13 protein-coding genes are annotated in these 14,076 nt (G+C 70.0%); 1 reads left to right on the top strand and 12 read right to left on the bottom strand.

The features are described from left to right. Positions 1-8: 8 nt before the first annotated feature. The 6 genes from ACWEPL_RS17350 to ACWEPL_RS17325 are packed head-to-tail and all read right to left on the bottom strand — an operon-like array spanning position 9 to position 7,842. Entirely contained in the window at positions 9-1,241 is a 1,233-nt protein-coding gene (locus ACWEPL_RS17350; RefSeq protein ID WP_363977647.1) for an enolase C-terminal domain-like protein, read from the bottom strand. Then, positions 1,238-4,213, bottom strand: coding sequence for a glycoside hydrolase family 38 N-terminal domain-containing protein (locus ACWEPL_RS17345; RefSeq protein ID WP_452436751.1), 2,976 nt, complete (start codon positions 4,211-4,213; stop codon positions 1,238-1,240). The genes ACWEPL_RS17350 and ACWEPL_RS17345 overlap by 4 nt, the downstream gene beginning before the upstream one ends. Beyond that, the gene (locus ACWEPL_RS17340; RefSeq protein WP_363977641.1) at positions 4,213-5,022 is read right to left on the bottom strand and encodes a carbohydrate ABC transporter permease; all 810 of its coding nucleotides are present in this window, start codon (positions 5,020-5,022) and stop codon (positions 4,213-4,215) included. Before ACWEPL_RS17340 ends, ACWEPL_RS17345 begins: the two co-directional genes overlap by 1 nt. Further along, positions 5,019-5,867 carry a carbohydrate ABC transporter permease gene (locus ACWEPL_RS17335; protein WP_452436750.1) on the bottom strand — a complete coding sequence of 283 codons (849 nt, stop codon included), beginning with the start codon at positions 5,865-5,867 and terminating at the stop codon, positions 5,019-5,021. Before ACWEPL_RS17335 ends, ACWEPL_RS17340 begins: the two co-directional genes overlap by 4 nt. After that, the gene (locus tag ACWEPL_RS17330; protein ID WP_355193515.1) at positions 5,864-7,111 is read right to left on the bottom strand and encodes an ABC transporter substrate-binding protein; all 1,248 of its coding nucleotides are present in this window, start codon (positions 7,109-7,111) and stop codon (positions 5,864-5,866) included. The genes ACWEPL_RS17335 and ACWEPL_RS17330 overlap by 4 nt, the downstream gene beginning before the upstream one ends. A gap of 29 nt (positions 7,112-7,140) precedes the next feature. Continuing rightward, entirely contained in the window at positions 7,141-7,842 is a 702-nt protein-coding gene (locus tag ACWEPL_RS17325) for a FadR/GntR family transcriptional regulator (RefSeq protein ID WP_363977634.1), read from the bottom strand. Positions 7,843-7,889: 47 nt separating this feature from the next. Between ACWEPL_RS17325 and ACWEPL_RS17320 the strand changes: the two genes are divergently transcribed. Continuing rightward, complete coding sequence (locus tag ACWEPL_RS17320; RefSeq protein WP_452436749.1) at positions 7,890-9,002, top strand: alpha/beta hydrolase; 1,113 nt, start codon at positions 7,890-7,892, stop codon at positions 9,000-9,002. Here the strand turns inward: ACWEPL_RS17320 and ACWEPL_RS17315 are convergent. From ACWEPL_RS17315 to ACWEPL_RS17290, 6 genes are all read right to left on the bottom strand, one after another. Beyond that, a complete protein-coding gene (locus ACWEPL_RS17315; protein ID WP_363977628.1) occupies positions 8,977-9,501 on the bottom strand; it encodes a DUF305 domain-containing protein in 525 nt (174 codons plus the stop codon). The two genes, ACWEPL_RS17320 and ACWEPL_RS17315, sit on opposite strands and share 26 nt — an antisense overlap. Positions 9,502-9,538: 37 nt before the next feature. Beyond that, the gene (locus tag ACWEPL_RS17310) at positions 9,539-10,099 is read right to left on the bottom strand and encodes a dihydrofolate reductase family protein (RefSeq protein ID WP_452436748.1); all 561 of its coding nucleotides are present in this window, start codon (positions 10,097-10,099) and stop codon (positions 9,539-9,541) included. A gap of 29 nt (positions 10,100-10,128) precedes the next feature. Beyond that, the gene (locus ACWEPL_RS17305) at positions 10,129-11,076 is read right to left on the bottom strand and encodes a phosphotransferase family protein (protein WP_452436747.1); all 948 of its coding nucleotides are present in this window, start codon (positions 11,074-11,076) and stop codon (positions 10,129-10,131) included. Positions 11,077-11,193: 117 nt separating this feature from the next. Beyond that, a complete protein-coding gene (locus ACWEPL_RS17300; RefSeq protein ID WP_452436746.1) occupies positions 11,194-11,820 on the bottom strand; it encodes a class I SAM-dependent methyltransferase in 627 nt (208 codons plus the stop codon). 151 nt (positions 11,821-11,971) lie between these two features. Beyond that, positions 11,972-12,607 carry a response regulator gene (locus tag ACWEPL_RS17295; RefSeq protein ID WP_452436777.1) on the bottom strand — a complete coding sequence of 212 codons (636 nt, stop codon included), beginning with the start codon at positions 12,605-12,607 and terminating at the stop codon, positions 11,972-11,974. A gap of 148 nt (positions 12,608-12,755) precedes the next feature. Continuing rightward, positions 12,756-13,856: a sensor histidine kinase gene (locus tag ACWEPL_RS17290; RefSeq protein ID WP_363977611.1), complete on the bottom strand. Its 1,101-nt coding sequence runs from the start codon at positions 13,854-13,856 to the stop codon at positions 12,756-12,758. Positions 13,857-14,076: the final 220 nt, after the last annotated feature.

Raw genomic sequence — 14,076 nt, 5'->3', positions numbered from 1 at the left:
TCGCCCAATTATGGAGCTATATCGAGGGACACGGTGGGGTCGGCGAACCGTTCGTTCGGCACAGTGGCGTACCAGCCGGGCCGCCCGGGGTCCCGGTCGTACGGATAGCCGCCCGTCTCCCGGTAGAACTCGGCGTACTGAGCGACCCGCTCGGGATCCAGGCGCACCCCCAGCCCGGGGCCGGACGGCACCGCGATGGCGCCCTCCGAGTACGCCAGCTTCCCGCCCTCGATCACGTCGTCCCTGAGCTGGTGGTAGTGCGCGTCGGCGGCGTAGGTGAGGTTCGGCAGCACGGCGCCGAGGTGCAGCATGGTCGCCAGCTGGATGCCCAGCTCGCCCGAGGAGTGCACGGCCACCCCGAGCTGGAACGTCTCGCACACCCCCGCCGCCTTCACGCACGGCCTGATGCCGCCCCAGAACGTCGTGTCCAGCAGCACCACGTCGGCGGCCCTGCGCATGACGTTGGAGGCGAGCTGCTCGAAGTTGACGACGACGGTGTTCGTCGCCAGCGGCACCCTGACCTGCTCGCGGATGGCCCTGAGCCCTTCGAGCCCCCAGACGGGGTCCTCCAGGTAGTCGTTGTTCAGCCCCTCGATGGCCCGGCCGAAGCGCAGCCCCTCGGCCACCGACAGCACGGCGTTCGGGTCGTACCTGAGCCGGTCGCCGGGGAACGCCTCGGCCAGCGCCCGGTAGCACTCCAGCTCGTGGTCCGGCGGGAACACGCCGCCCTTGAGCTTGTGCACGGTGAACCCGTGGTCGGCCTTGAGCTGCTTGGTGTGCTCGACGAGCTGGTCGGGCGTGCGGATCTCGCCGTACCCCTTGGCCGCGTACCGGAAGAACAGGTACGAGGCGAACGGCACGGCGTCGCGGATCCGCCCGCCGAGCAGGTCGTGCGCGGGCACGTCCAGGTGCTGCCCGATGAGGTCGATGCAGGCGAACTCGATGGCCGCCAGGAGCTGCGTCCTGTTGTTGTAGAGCGAGGCCGTCGGGTTGGCGATCTTGAAGCGCAGCGCCTCCAGCTGGAAGGGATCATGGTCCTTCAGGTACGGCACGAGCGCCCGGAACGCCGCTTCCGCGCTCTCGCCCCCGCCGCCCATCTCGCCCAGCCCGACCAGCCCGTTGTCGGCCTCGACCTCGACGATCGTGCGCACGAACCGGCCCCAGTGGGCGCCGTTGCTGTGCCGCAGCGGCGCCTCCAGCGGGACCGCGACCGTCGTGGCCCTGATGTCAACGATCTTCACGAACACGTCCCCCAAACAACGGCCACCCCGCACGCGGGCAGCCGTACCTTGACCGTCTCGTCCACGACATCGAGCCTGCGGGCCGAGCGCAGGCCCGGCAGGCCGACCGTCACCTCGACCGGCTCGGCGGCCAGCGACTGCAGCCGCACCACGCGCTCCTCACCCGTCCGACCGAGGGACGTGACGAGCACGTCGGGGTGGTCGACGGACACGTAGGTCTCGGTGACGTCGGGGCTGTCGGTGACGAGCGCGCCGACGAACGGCTCGGTCAGCCCCGAGGCCACCGCCGCGCCGAGCCGCCTGCCCTGGGCCCCGGCCTCCGAGGTCACGGCGTAGCGGAACGTGGTCTCGCCCTGCTGCTGGGCCGGGAAGTTCGTGTCCCAGATGTTATTGAGCGCCCACGAATAGACCGTGCCGTCCTCCTGGTCGAGGGTCGGCGGGAACGGCGCGTACGGCATGTGGATGGTGCCGAGCTGCACCAGCGGCGCTTCCAGCGTGGCCCAGGCGACGGTCAGCTCGGGGTCCTCGAAAGCGATCCAGTGCCTGATCGGCAGCATGTACTCGGCCGAGCCGGGCACGCGCGGCACGTCAGGACCGCCGACGCCGCCGGTCAGCTCCCAGGCGGTGGCCGGCCCGGTGGCGAACGGGAAGGCCAGGAAGACGGCCTCCTTGGCCGGGGTGCCCTGCTTGGCGAGCTGGTAGGTCAGGTCGACCCTGGGCACGCCGGCGTGCAGCTCGATCGTCGTGCGGATCCAGTCGACGCCCTTGCCGTGCAGCTCGACGACCAGCTTCTCGCCGACGGCCGTGCGCTGGACCTTGGTGATCGTGGCGCCCTTGCCGATGGCGCGGTCGCCGAGGAGCGTGCGGTCGTGCGCTCCGACGTGTCCCGACAAATGGTTGAAATGCGGGGCGGTGGCGTACTGGTCGTAGACGTACTGGCCGAAACCGGCCGCCGCGTCACCGTTGACCAGCTCGCGGCCGGCCCGCTTGTCGAAGATCGAGCCGACGTAGCCCTCGCGGACGTCGTAGGCCACCCGGTAGAACTCGTTCTCGATCACCCCGCTCGGGTCCAGCTCGACCGGCTCGGGGGCCTGGTTCACGCCGGGCACGACGTCGAGGCGGGCGTAGCTGTAGCCGGGCACGCCGGGGACGACCGCGTGGACGTGCCGCCCGATGGGCCGGGTCGGCCAGTCGTCCGGGTGCACCAGCTCCTCGTGGTGCGGGAGCGTCTCCCCGGTCCGCGAGTCCACCAGCGCGATCGGCACGTCCACGCCCACCACGTCCCTCGGCAGGAACGCGCGGACCACGTCGGTCCGCGTCCAGGTGCCGGGGTTGAAGACGGCGAACGAGGCCAGCGCGCCGCCCTCGGTGCCCGCCTCCGACAGCGCGGCGCCGAACCTGCGGACCGCGGCGTGCAGCAGGTCGGCCGCGTCGTCCTGGGCGTCGTAGGCGCCGGACGACTTGCGCGTCCACTGCAGGCCGCCCGAGTCGCCCGCCTCCTCGGCGTCCTCCCACGGGTTGGCCGCGCCCCAGGTGTGCTCGTTGAACAGGGCGACCTTGTCGTAGGCCGCGTCCACCTGCTCGGTCGCGTCCACCCCGGCCAGCGTGTGCAGCGTCTCGGCGACCCGCAGGGCCGACTGCGCCCGGCGCACGTAGCCGAGCGGGCGCGCGCCCGAGCCGAGCCCGTCGGCCCACCAGTCGGTCCAGTCGCCCTCGTGCACGGCCAGCCGGTCGTGGTAGCGCTCCTCGACGTGCTCGAAGAAGTCGCTGTTCACGGCCGAGCGCAGGCGCGGGTAGGCCCATTCCTCGTTCCACCGGCGCGCGATCGACGCGGGCACGATCGACGGGCCCGCGTTGTCGGCGTGCGCTCCCTGCACGCGCAGGTGCAGCACGTCCAGCTCGTACGGCTCCTTCGGCGCGTCCGGCCCCTGCCAGCCGAACGTCCCCGGCCCGTACGGGTAGCCGCGCGTGGCCAGCGCCGACAGGTAACGCGGCAGCAGGTCGTCGGCCAGCTCGTAGGAGTCGGTCAGCCCGACCGTGTTGCCCTCCATGTACGCCATGCCGTGCGGCGTGTCCGTGAACCAGACGATGATCTCGTTGCCGCTCGGCGCCCGCCAGCGGAACGGCCTGGTCAGCTTGTCGCCGCCGTGCAGGTAGGGCACGGAGCGACCGGCCCAGTTGTGCGCCGCGGCCAGGTAACGCACGCCGTGCGAGTGCAGCGCGTCCACCAGGCCGACGACCGCGCCCGGCACGTCGGTGTGCATGGCGGACTTGGTGGCGAAGCCGTACTTCTGCTCCAGCTGGGTGGTGAAGCGGAGCTGGCGGTGCAGCTCCTCGGTCGAACACGCCTCCGTGTGGAGCTGGAACGGCAGCGCGGTCACCTCGATCACGCCCTCGCGGGCCTTCTGCGCGAAGGACTCCACCATCTCGGCCGGCCGCGCGGCCAGCCACTTCAGCGCCGGCATCGACGACTCGACCGACCAGCGGAACTTCGCGTCGTCCGGCCAGGACGCGGTCTCCTCGGCCAGCCGCAGCGCCGCGTCCAGGTAGTCGAGGTGGTGGCGGAGCACGGTGCCCTGCGGGTCGGTGTAGCCGATGTCCAGGTGCGAGTGGTGGACGACGAACACGCTCCACTTGCGCTGCGGGGTCACCGTGACCTGCGCGGTGCCGACCACCCCCGCGTCGTCGCGGCACTCCAGCGTGAACGCGCGCGGCGCGTCCACCTCGGGCACCAGCAGCGTCACGTCGCTGCCCGACGCGCTGTCCACGCCCACCAGCACGTGGGTCAGCGGCTCGGTGCTCGACACCCTGACCGCCTGCCGGCCGTCATGGGTGAACAGCGGCAGCACCGCGACCCGAACCTCCAGCCCGCGCACGCTGATCACCGGTGTCGAGGTGTCGTCGCGCAGCGCCTGCCTGATCCCGTCATAGTCGGGACTGCCCAGACTCCGCTGGAGCAACCGGCTCGTCATCAAACACTCCCTAGAGACAGGCCCCTGGCGAAGAGGCGCTGGGTGGCGAGGAACAGCACGACGGTCGGCAGCGAGACCACAAGGCCCGCGGCCAGGCCGACGGGCACGGGCGTCCCGGCGTACACGTCGGTCATGAGGCCGGCGATGGCGGTCATCACCGGCCGCACGTCCTCGGTCTGGGACAGGGTCAGACCGAAGATGAGGTCGTTCCAGACGAAGGTGAACTCCAGGATGAACACCGCCGTCAGCGCGCTGAGCGAGATCGGCAGGTAGATGCCCCAGAAGATGCGCCAGGTGGAGGCGCCGTCCATCCTGGCCGCTTCGAAGATCGAGAACGCTACGCCAGTGTAGAAGTTGCGCAGCACGAAGGCGGCGAGCGGCACGCTGATCGCCGTGTAGATGAGGATCATGCCGAGGCGGCTGTCGTACAGGCCGGCGTCGCTGTAGCCGACGAACAGCGGCACCAGCAGCATCTGCGAGGGGAAGACCGTGCCGCCGAAGATCAGGATGAACCAGAAGAACCCGTGCCGGAGCCGCAGCACCACGATCGTGTACCCGGCCAGCGCCCCGATGAGCACGCCGAGCAGCGGCGAGACGACGGCGTAGAGCGCGGTGCTGGCCAGGCTCTGCGTCAGGTTGGCGCTGTCGAGCGCCCGCGCGAAGTTCTCGAACAGCGCGAAGTCGGACGAGGGCGCCCACGCCCGGCCCGGATCGTACGAGGCGGCCGGGCGCGAGGCGTTCACGAGCAGCAGGTACGTCGGCCCGAGCCAGACCAGCCCGAGCACGACCAGGACGGCACGCCGGATCACTGGGACACCTGCCGCTTGAGATAGAGGTAGGACGCCAGCCCCGTGACGACGGTCAGCATCACCGCCACGGCCGAGCCGTAACCGTAGTCGCTGGCCACGAACGTCTCCTTGTACATGGTCACCGCCAGCGTCTCCGAGTTGCGCCCCGGCCCGCCCTGCGTCAGCACCCACACGATGTCGAACGTCTTCAGGCTCGCCACCAGCGCGAGCCCGACCACGACCGCCGTCAATGGCCTCATGAGCGGCCAGATGACGTACCTGAACAGCCGCCACCCGCCGGCCCCGTCGAGCCGGGCGGCCTCGATCGGCTCCTTCGGGATCGACTGCAGCCCCACCACGAACAGCAACATGTTGACGCCGAGCTGCTGCCACGTCCAGACCAGCAGCATCGCCAGCGTGTTGACCGGCGCGTCCTGCAGGAACGCGGTGTCCACGCCGAGCAGCTTGTTGGCGATGCCGTCGTGCGACAGGATCGGGCTCCACACCATGGCCAGGCCGGCGCCGCTCAGCGCGTACGGCAGCAGGAACGGCACCCGGAACCACACGCCGCCCTTGATGTCGTACGACAGCACCGCGACCAGCAGGCCGAGCCCCACGGGCAGCACCATGGTGCCGATGACCCAGAGCAGCGTGTTGCGGATCGAGGTGAGCAGGGCGGGGTCGTCGAGCAGCTTGCCGAAGTTGTGCGCGCCGATCCACTGGGCCGGCTCCAGGCCGTCATAGCGGGTGAAGCTGAGGTAGGCCGTCCACAGGAACGGCGCGTAGAGCAGCCCCGCGACCAGCAGAACCGCGGGCGCCACATAGCCGAACCCGAACCGCCCGAGTATGGGAGCCCTTGTGCTCACTGATGGGTGCTCCAGTACTCATCAGCCGCCTTCTGGATGGTCTCCAGGACCTCCTTGTAGCTGCCGGGCTCCGTCACGAACTTGCCGAACCCGTCCAGCGCGGCCGTCAGGACCGGCGGCGGCGTGGCCTCGAAGTACCGGTTGACCAGGCGGTACTGGCCGCTGCCCGCGTCCTTCGTGACGGTGCCGAGCGCCTTGTCCGAGATGCTCACCTTGGGGTTGGCGCTCACGTCTCCCCTGCTGCTCGCCCACTTCTCCTGCGCCTCCGACGTGGTCCACCACTTGAGGTACTTCTGGTTGGCGGCGGGGTCGGCGCCCTTGGTCAGCGAGCAGAGCGGACCGCTCTCGAAGATCATCGAGGTCTTGGGCAGCGAGGGGTTGACGTTGGGGATGACGAAGAAGTCGTAGTCCTCGCCGGCCTTCATGTTGCGCTGGGTCATGCTGGTGTTGAACCAGGTGCCGAAGGAGACCATCGCCGCCTTGCCGTTCTTCAGCACGTCACCCGGGTCCGTTTTGTCGCCAGGGTTGATGAAATATCCGGCGTCGATGAGGGACTTCCACTTCTCCATCACCTGGACCACGCCCGGGTCGGTGTACTTGGCCTTGCCGGTGGACAGGCGGTCGTACAGGTCGGGGTCGGAGCCGGCCATGAGCTGCTCGAACCAGACGAAGGAGAACAGCACGCTGGTGTGGTAGAAGGCCTTGACGCCGTTCTTCTTCAGCGTGTCGGCCACCTTGACCAGGTCGTCCCACGTCTTCGGCGCGGTGAGCCCGTACTTGTCGAAGATCTTTTTGTTGTAGAACATGCCCCAGTACGCGACGTTCATCGGCACGCAGTACTGCTTGCCGTCGATCGTGTAGTACGGCGCGAGGTCCTTCGACAGATCGCCGGCCTGGATCGCCTGCTGCCAGATGTCCGTGGTGTCGGCCACCTGTTTCTGCTTGACGATCTCTTCGAGCATCCCCCCGGTCTGCCAGGTGAACAGGTCAGGCTTGACGTTCGTGCGGAACGACGCCTTGATGAACGCCTGGTATTGGGCCGAGTCCGTGTATCCCGTCGGCTTCATGCCCAGGCCGATGCTCTGCTTGGACAGGGCGCCCATCTGGTCGAAGTACTTCGTCCAGGCGCCCTTGTCGTTGTACAGGGTCAGCTCGCTCTTCTTCTGCGTCTCGGCGCCGTTTCCGCCGCAGGCGGTCAGGACGAGCGCCGCCACGCCGAGCGTGACCACACGTGACCGGAACATGGACCGGCCTCCTTGTTTCTTCAGGGGTCTTACGTCAGGGGTGATTGCAACCTGTGCTCTATAACCGTCTTGACGTCCACCAGGTGGGCCCGCATGCGCTCCTCGGCCTGCGCCGCGTCGCGTGCTTCGATGGCCTCCAGGATCGCCAGGTGCTCGTCGTAGTCGCGGCGCCGGTCGTCGAAGATCTGCAGGATCTCCTGCTGCTCGGGTCCGTGGACGGTGAGCAGCGAGTCGACGACCTCGTGCAGCACGCTGTTGCCGGCCAGCCGGGCCGTCGCCCGGTGGAAGGACATGTTCGCGTCGTGCAGGAGGGCGTCGTGGCCGCGCAGGTGCCTGCCCGCCTCTTCGAGCACCCGCTTGAGCGGGGCCAGCTCCTCGGAGTCCGCGTTGTGCGCGGCCATCGCGGCGAGCGGCGGCTCGATCACGATCCGCGCGCCGAGCAGCTCCAGGAGCTGGGCGGCGTGCATCTCGCGCATGTTGGGGTTGGGCAGGACGACCCGCTCGATGTCGGTTCCGACGTAGATGCCGGAGCCGTGCCGCATCTCGATGGCCCCGGTGGCCTCGAGCCTGCGCAGCGCCTCGCGCAGTGTCGGGGTGGTGACGGCGAAACGCTGGGAGAGCTCCCTGGTCGAGGGCAGCCTGTCGCCCGGCCGGTGCCCTCCCGTACGGATGAGCTCCAGCATGCGCTCGGTCAGAGCGTCGGACAGCGTCGGCCGCGTTACCTCGGACATATCAAGTGATCTAATCACTTATTCGTGTGGCCGTCTATGATTTCGTCATGAGACGTGTGCTGGCGTGGATCGCGGCCGTCCTGGCGGTCCTGGCGCTGGTGGGGCTGGGTGGCGCGGGCTGGTATTACTCCGGGCTGGTGATCGACCCCTCGCACGGGGGATCGTACCCGCTGGAGGTGGTGGCCTTCGACGGCTCGAAGGTCACGCTGAAGGGCGGCTCCGACACCGCGGCGCCCGGCACGTACGGGCTGACCTGGCGCGGCGGCAACGCCACGCTGGGACCGGTGGTCTCCGTCGCCGGCTCCACGGTCGTCAGGAAGGTGACCCGCGTGCGGAGGGGCACGCTCGCGCCGGGCGTCCACGCGTACCTCGACCGCTGGATCTGGGGTCACGAGGACCCGCGCTCGGCGCTCGACCTGCCGTACGAGACGGTGTCGATCCGCGGCGAGTTAGGCGACTTCCCCGCCTGGCGAACCCCCGGCACCTCCAAGACCTGGGTGATCGCCGTGCACGGCCGCAACGCGAACGCCTCCGAGACCCTGCGCTTCCTGCCCGTCCTCCACTCGCTGGGGATCCCGGTGCTGGCGATCAGCTACCGCAACGACGAGGGCGCGCCGGCGAGCGAGGACGGCAAGTTCCACCTCGGCGCCACCGAGTGGCGCGAGGTCGCCGCGGCCATCTCCTACGCCCGCGGTCAGGGGGCGACCGGGGTGGTGCTGTACGGGTTCTCGATGGGCGGGGGCATCGCTCCGATGGCGGCCAGGATGTTACCCGGCGAGCCGATCAAGGGCCTGATCCTGGACAGCCCGGTCATGGACTGGAACGCGCCCATCGACCTGGGAGCGCGGCAGCGGGGGGTGCCGGGCTGGCTGGCCTCGGTGGGCAAGTTCGTGGTGGAGCGGCGTACGGGGATCTCGCTCGACGACCTCGACCACGTGCGGCACGGGAAGGAGTTCAGACAGCCGATCCTGCTCTTCGTGGACGACGACGACACCAGCGTGCCCGTCGAGCCCTCGCTGCGGTTCGCGAAGCTCAGGCCGGACCTGGTGACGCTCGTACGCACGAAGGGCGGCGGCCACGTGGGCTCCTGGAACGTCGACCGGGCTCGCTACGAGGGGGCCCTCCGGGACTTCCTCACCGCTTCAGCAGCTTCATCATGATCTCGATCTGCCCCTTGCGCGAGGTCCGCACCTGCCCCGCCCACTGCTGAACGGCCGGGTTGGCCCCGCCCGCCACCTCGGCGGCGGCAAGCTGCACGGCGTCGTCCTGATGCGCGATGAGCAGGTTGAGCAGGTCGTGCTCGAAGCTCTTGGACTTCCGCAGCGCCTGGATCCGCTTGACGTCGGTCTCGGGCATGCCTCCGTGGTGATCGTGCGCACCGCTCGGGGGCGTGAGCGGCTGGTCCCAGGAGTGCAGCCAGCGCAGCATCCGCTCGACCTCACTCTGCTGCGTGCCGGCGATGGCCGCGACCAGCGTCCTGAGCTCCGGCGTGGTGGCACGCTCCGCCCCCACCTTGGCGATCTCGATGCCCTGCCGATGGTGCGGCACCATCATCTGCACGAACATCACGTCCTCGGCGTTGACCGGGGCCTCCTGGGTCCGGGCCGGGCCGCAGGCCGTGATCAGCAGCAGAGCCGCTAAGGCGGGCAGCGCGCGCATAATCGATAGGAAACCTTCCTAAGGGTTTCCTGTCAGGCTACGTGACTTCGTAACGAAGGTAAACGATCCCCGAGGGGAACGCCCGGGTTTCCAGCAGCCGGGTCCTGATGGAGGCGTCGAGCTGGGGGAAGAACGGCTTGCCCGCGCCCAGCACGAGCGGGTGGACGAAGATGCGGAACTCGTCCACCAGACCGAGCCGCAGCACGCTCCACGCCAGCGTGGCCCCGCCCAGGTCGAGGTCGCCGCCGTCCTGCCGCTTGAGCGTGGTCACCTCCTCCTCGAGGTCGCCGGTGACGAGCGTGCTGTTCCAGCCGACCTGGTCGAGAGTCTTGGAGAAGACGTACTTGGGCATGGCCCGCCAGATCCTGGCGAAGTCGACCTCGAGCGCGTGGGCGTCGGGGCTCTGGTCGGCGGTGGGCCAGTAGGCGGACATGTTCTCGTAGAGGCGCCGGCCGTACAGGGATCCGCCCATTTCGCGGGACATGTCGTTGATGAACGCGTGGACCTCTTCGTCGGGCGCGGACCAGCCGATGTCGCCGTTCGGGGACTCCACGTAGCCGTCGAGGGAGATCAGCATCGAGTAGATGATTTTCCGCATGCCCTTAAGACTGCTCCGGCCCGCGGAACTCATCGCCTTCCCGCGAGGAACTCCAGCGCCTCCCCGCTGTGGAACTTCGAGATCCCCAGCATGAACTCCCGGTCCGGGAAATCGCCGTCGAGCAGCCGGAGCGGCCCCGCGGTGAGCGACAGATGCTGGGCCAGCTCGTACAGCCTCATCCGGCCCTCGTCCAGCCCGTCGACGCGCAGCCGTTCGTAGTGCTCGTGGAACCGGATCCGCAGGAAGACGTGCTCCCATTCGACGTCGAAGAACATCGTGCCTTCGATGTCGATCAGCACCGGCGCGTCGTGGTCGTCCACCAGCACGTGGTCGGGCCCGAGCTCCCCGTGGATGAGCCCGTGATCCGCCCGCGGCCGCACGCCCGCGGCCATCTCCCGCAGCGCGCTCTCGAACTCCTCCCGGACCGCGCCGATCCGCCCGACCCGGACGGCCGCCTCGTCCAGGTCCCGCAGCGCGTGCTCCAGCACGACCTCGACCGCGGATCGCCGTCGGATCCCCTCGATCTTCCCCACCCACGGGGCCCGCTCCCGCCCCATGGCCTCAAGGTTCTCCGCCAGCCGATCCATCACGCCGCCCGCCCGCGCCGGGTCGTCGCGCAGCAACGCCTCCAGCGTCCCGCCGCGTACGTCCTCGACCACCACGACGTCGCCCGGCCGGTCCACCAGGTAGACCTCGGGCACCCGCACCCCGAGGCCGCTCAATCGCCCATGGGCGACCTCGAAGAACCGCAGCCCGGACGCATGACCGAACGGGGTCTCCGCGTCGGCGTTCGCCGCGGCGGGCCAGAAGTCCTCCTCCTGGGACCAGACGTAGACGATCGCGCCGGGCCCGTCGTCGTCGAACGAGAGCCGATAAACGCCCTTCTTGCTCCCGCCCTTGAGCCGCTCGACCCCTGCCGGCCAGCGCCCCTTCCCGAAGGCCGCACGCGCGATCTCGGCGAACCGCTGACCATCCATCACATGCCCTTCATCGCTGTGCCGTGGATCCTCAAGCGCCCAGACTCCACACCCGGAGGGTCTTGTCGATCGCCTTGGCCGGCGCGCTGCGGATTTTCCTCATGGTCCCAAAGCTGATCATCCAGATCGCCGCAACGTCAGCGACTGGAACCGGAGTTTGTCAGATCCCACGACGTGGAAATCCACCACCTCGAAAGTCTTTCGTGCGTACTCCTGGAGCTGCTCATCGCTGCGGAAAGAGAAGAACCGAGGAGGATGGTGATCGTCCCCTTCGAAGGGACCCTCACCCGTCACGCTGCCTCCGCCATACACGCCGAAAAAGAAGAGGCCACCGGGCCGCATGAGCGTGTGGATCGTATCCAGTACCGCTGGAAGGTCGCTGTTGGGCACATGCAGCAAGCAGTTCAGCGCGTACACCGCGTCGAACGAACACGGTGCGAAATCGAGGCTCAGAAAGTCCATGACATGCGCTTCAATGCCCTTCTCCCGGCAGAGAGCCACCATGGCAGGCGACAGATCGACGGCCACGACTTCCAGGCCGTTTTCCTGAAAGTACGCGCTGTCCTGGCCCGTTCCGGCGCCGACCTCCAGCAGTCGCCCGCGACGGTCGCCCTGCAGACGGCTCAGGAACGCCTCCCGCTCCGCCAGCTTCCACGGGGCTTTGCCGCTGACCTCACGTCGCTCGGCGCCATCGTCGTATGCCGTTCGGAGGGGGCCGATCACGTCGTCGTAGCGCACGCTCATCGCGCCATGATGCCCTACGAAGGATCTTCGACGACAGGCACCCGTCAGCCTGGAGCCGCCTTGGGGACGGCAAGACCTGCGACCGCCAGGGATGCGGCTCAGCGCGGCTTCGCCGGACGGCGGCACGAGGCCGGAGCCAGCCGGCGCTGTCCTACGAGGCGTCGTGGACGACCAGGGCCAGCTGAACGCGGTTGTCCAAGCCTGCCTTGGTGAGGATGCGGGAGATGTAGCCCTTGACCGTGCCCACGCTCATGTGCAGCTCACCGGCGATGATGGCGTTGGTCTTGCCCTGCCCGACCGCGAGCGCCACCTCCCGTTCGCGCTCGCTGAGTGCCGACAGCACCCGCCGGGCGTCGGCCCGCCGCCGGTTGTCCTCCTCGGGCACCAGGTGGGCGATCAACCGCCGGGTGACGCTCGGCGACAGGCTGGGCTCGCCGGCGGCGACGCGCCGGATCGCCTCGACGATCCCCTCGGGCGGCGTGTCCTTCAGCAGGAACCCGCTGGCTCCCGCGCGCAGCGCCCGGAACACGTGCTCGTCGGCGTCGAACGTGGTCAGGATGATGACCTCCGGCGCGTCCTGGCGGGCGCGCAGCCTGCGGGTCGCGTCGATGCCGTCGACGCCGGCCATCCGGATGTCCATCAGCACCACGTCGGGAGAGTACTCGCCGACCGCGGCCTGGACCTGCGCACCGTCGGCCACCGCGCCCACCACCTGGAGGGCGGGCGCGCCCTTGAGCATCAACGTCAGCCCGGTACGGACGAGCGCGTCGTCGTCCACGATGAGCACCCGGATCGCGGCGGACGCACCCCCACCCCCGGCCACACCCGCAGACCCACCCCCGGACGGACCCGCACCCCCGGACGGACCCGCAGACCCACCCCCGGCCGCACCCGCAGCTCCGCTCACGGGCGGATCCGTGGACCCGCTCACCGGCTCACTCATGGGGCCGCTCACGTGGCCATGGTAGCCGCGCCGCCAGCCGGAACCCGCCGCCTTCGGTACGTCCCCGCTCCAGGCGCCCGCCCGCCAGCGAGACCCGTTCCTCCAGCCCGGCCAGCCCGGCCCCGCCCCCCGTCGTGGCCAGCTCCGCCGCCTCCCGCCCGGCGGCCGGCGGGTTGCGCACCTCGACCGTCAGCTCCCCACCGGCCGCGCCGGAGACCACGACGGTGACGGGCCGGCCGGGCGCGTGCTTGCGCGCGTTGGTCAGCCCCTCCTGCACGACGCGGTACGCCGTGCGCCGCGTCGTCTCCGGCAGGTCAGCGAAGCGTACGTCGTGCTCGTACAGCTCGATGCGCATCCCGGCCCGCCGCGACTCCTCCACCAGCGGCGCGAGCCCGGTCAGCGGGAGCTCGGCCGACGGGCTCTCGCGCAGCACGGAGATGACCGCGCGCAGCTCCTGCAGGGCCTGGTGGGCGCTGGTCCGGATCACCCCGGCCGCCTCGGCGACCTCGTCCGGCCTGGCGCCGGCATTGAACTCCAGCGCCCCGGCGTGCACCGCCAGCAGCGACAGCCGGTGGGCGAGAACGTCGTGCATCTCGCGGGCGATGCCGAGGCGTTCGGCGCGGCGGGCCTCCTCCGCGCGCAGCCGCTGGTCGGCCTCGGCGCGGCGGGCCCGTTCCGCCAGTGACGCCAGCAGCTCCCGCCGGGTCCTGGCCAGGATGCCCCAGCCGGTGATCGCCCCGCCGAACAGCACGCCGACCAGCGCCCACACCGGATACGGCGCCAGCCCCGGCGGCCGCCAGGCGAACCTGACCAGCGTCGCCGCCACCCACGCCACCCCCACCGCGACGGCCGCGGGCGGTCGCCGGTAAAGCGCCGCGACGAGCGTGGCGATCCCCGCGGCCACCGACGCGGCCGCGGCCGGGATGGACAACGCGATGACGACCAGCGAGGCCGCCATTGGCCACCGCCGGCACAACCACAGCCCCACGCACGCCAGAGCCCCGCCGGCCACGTCGGCCCACAGATACCAGCCGGGCATCCCCGGGACCAGATCACCCCAGACCACCGCCCCGGCCCCGGCCACGGCGAGCACGATGCCACCGGCCCCGACCGCCCAGTCACGCCGCGACCGCCCCGCCCTCGGCCGCCCACCCGCCCCCGATCCCCAGCCACTCCCGCCCTGGCCACCACTCCCGGCTGCGCGATCCCGTCCCGAGCGGTCATCGCCTGCGGCTTCTCCATGCCTCCAGGGTTCGCCGTCGCGGCGGCCCCCGTCCTGGCCCTGTGCTTGTGCTGCGAACACAACCGCAGAT

The sequence above is a fragment of the Nonomuraea sp. NPDC004186 genome (genome assembly GCF_053603495.1).
This window is presented reverse-complemented; position numbering and strand designations above follow the sequence as displayed.

Coding starts and splice junctions, on each gene's coding strand:
- ACWEPL_RS17330 (WP_355193515.1), bottom strand. CDS start 7,111: ATGTTCCGGTCACGTGTGGTCACGCTCGGCGTGGCGGCGCTCGTCCTG.
- ACWEPL_RS17325 (WP_363977634.1), bottom strand. CDS start 7,842: ATGTCCGAGGTAACGCGGCCGACGCTGTCCGACGCTCTGACCGAGCGC.
- ACWEPL_RS17320 (WP_452436749.1), top strand. CDS start 7,890: ATGAGACGTGTGCTGGCGTGGATCGCGGCCGTCCTGGCGGTCCTGGCG.
- ACWEPL_RS17305 (WP_452436747.1), bottom strand. CDS start 11,076: ATGGATGGTCAGCGGTTCGCCGAGATCGCGCGTGCGGCCTTCGGGAAG.
- ACWEPL_RS17310 (WP_452436748.1), bottom strand. CDS start 10,099: ATGCGGAAAATCATCTACTCGATGCTGATCTCCCTCGACGGCTACGTG.
- ACWEPL_RS17315 (WP_363977628.1), bottom strand. CDS start 9,501: ATGCGCGCGCTGCCCGCCTTAGCGGCTCTGCTGCTGATCACGGCCTGC.
- ACWEPL_RS17300 (WP_452436746.1), bottom strand. CDS start 11,820: ATGAGCGTGCGCTACGACGACGTGATCGGCCCCCTCCGAACGGCATAC.
- ACWEPL_RS17345 (WP_452436751.1), bottom strand. CDS start 4,213: ATGACGAGCCGGTTGCTCCAGCGGAGTCTGGGCAGTCCCGACTATGAC.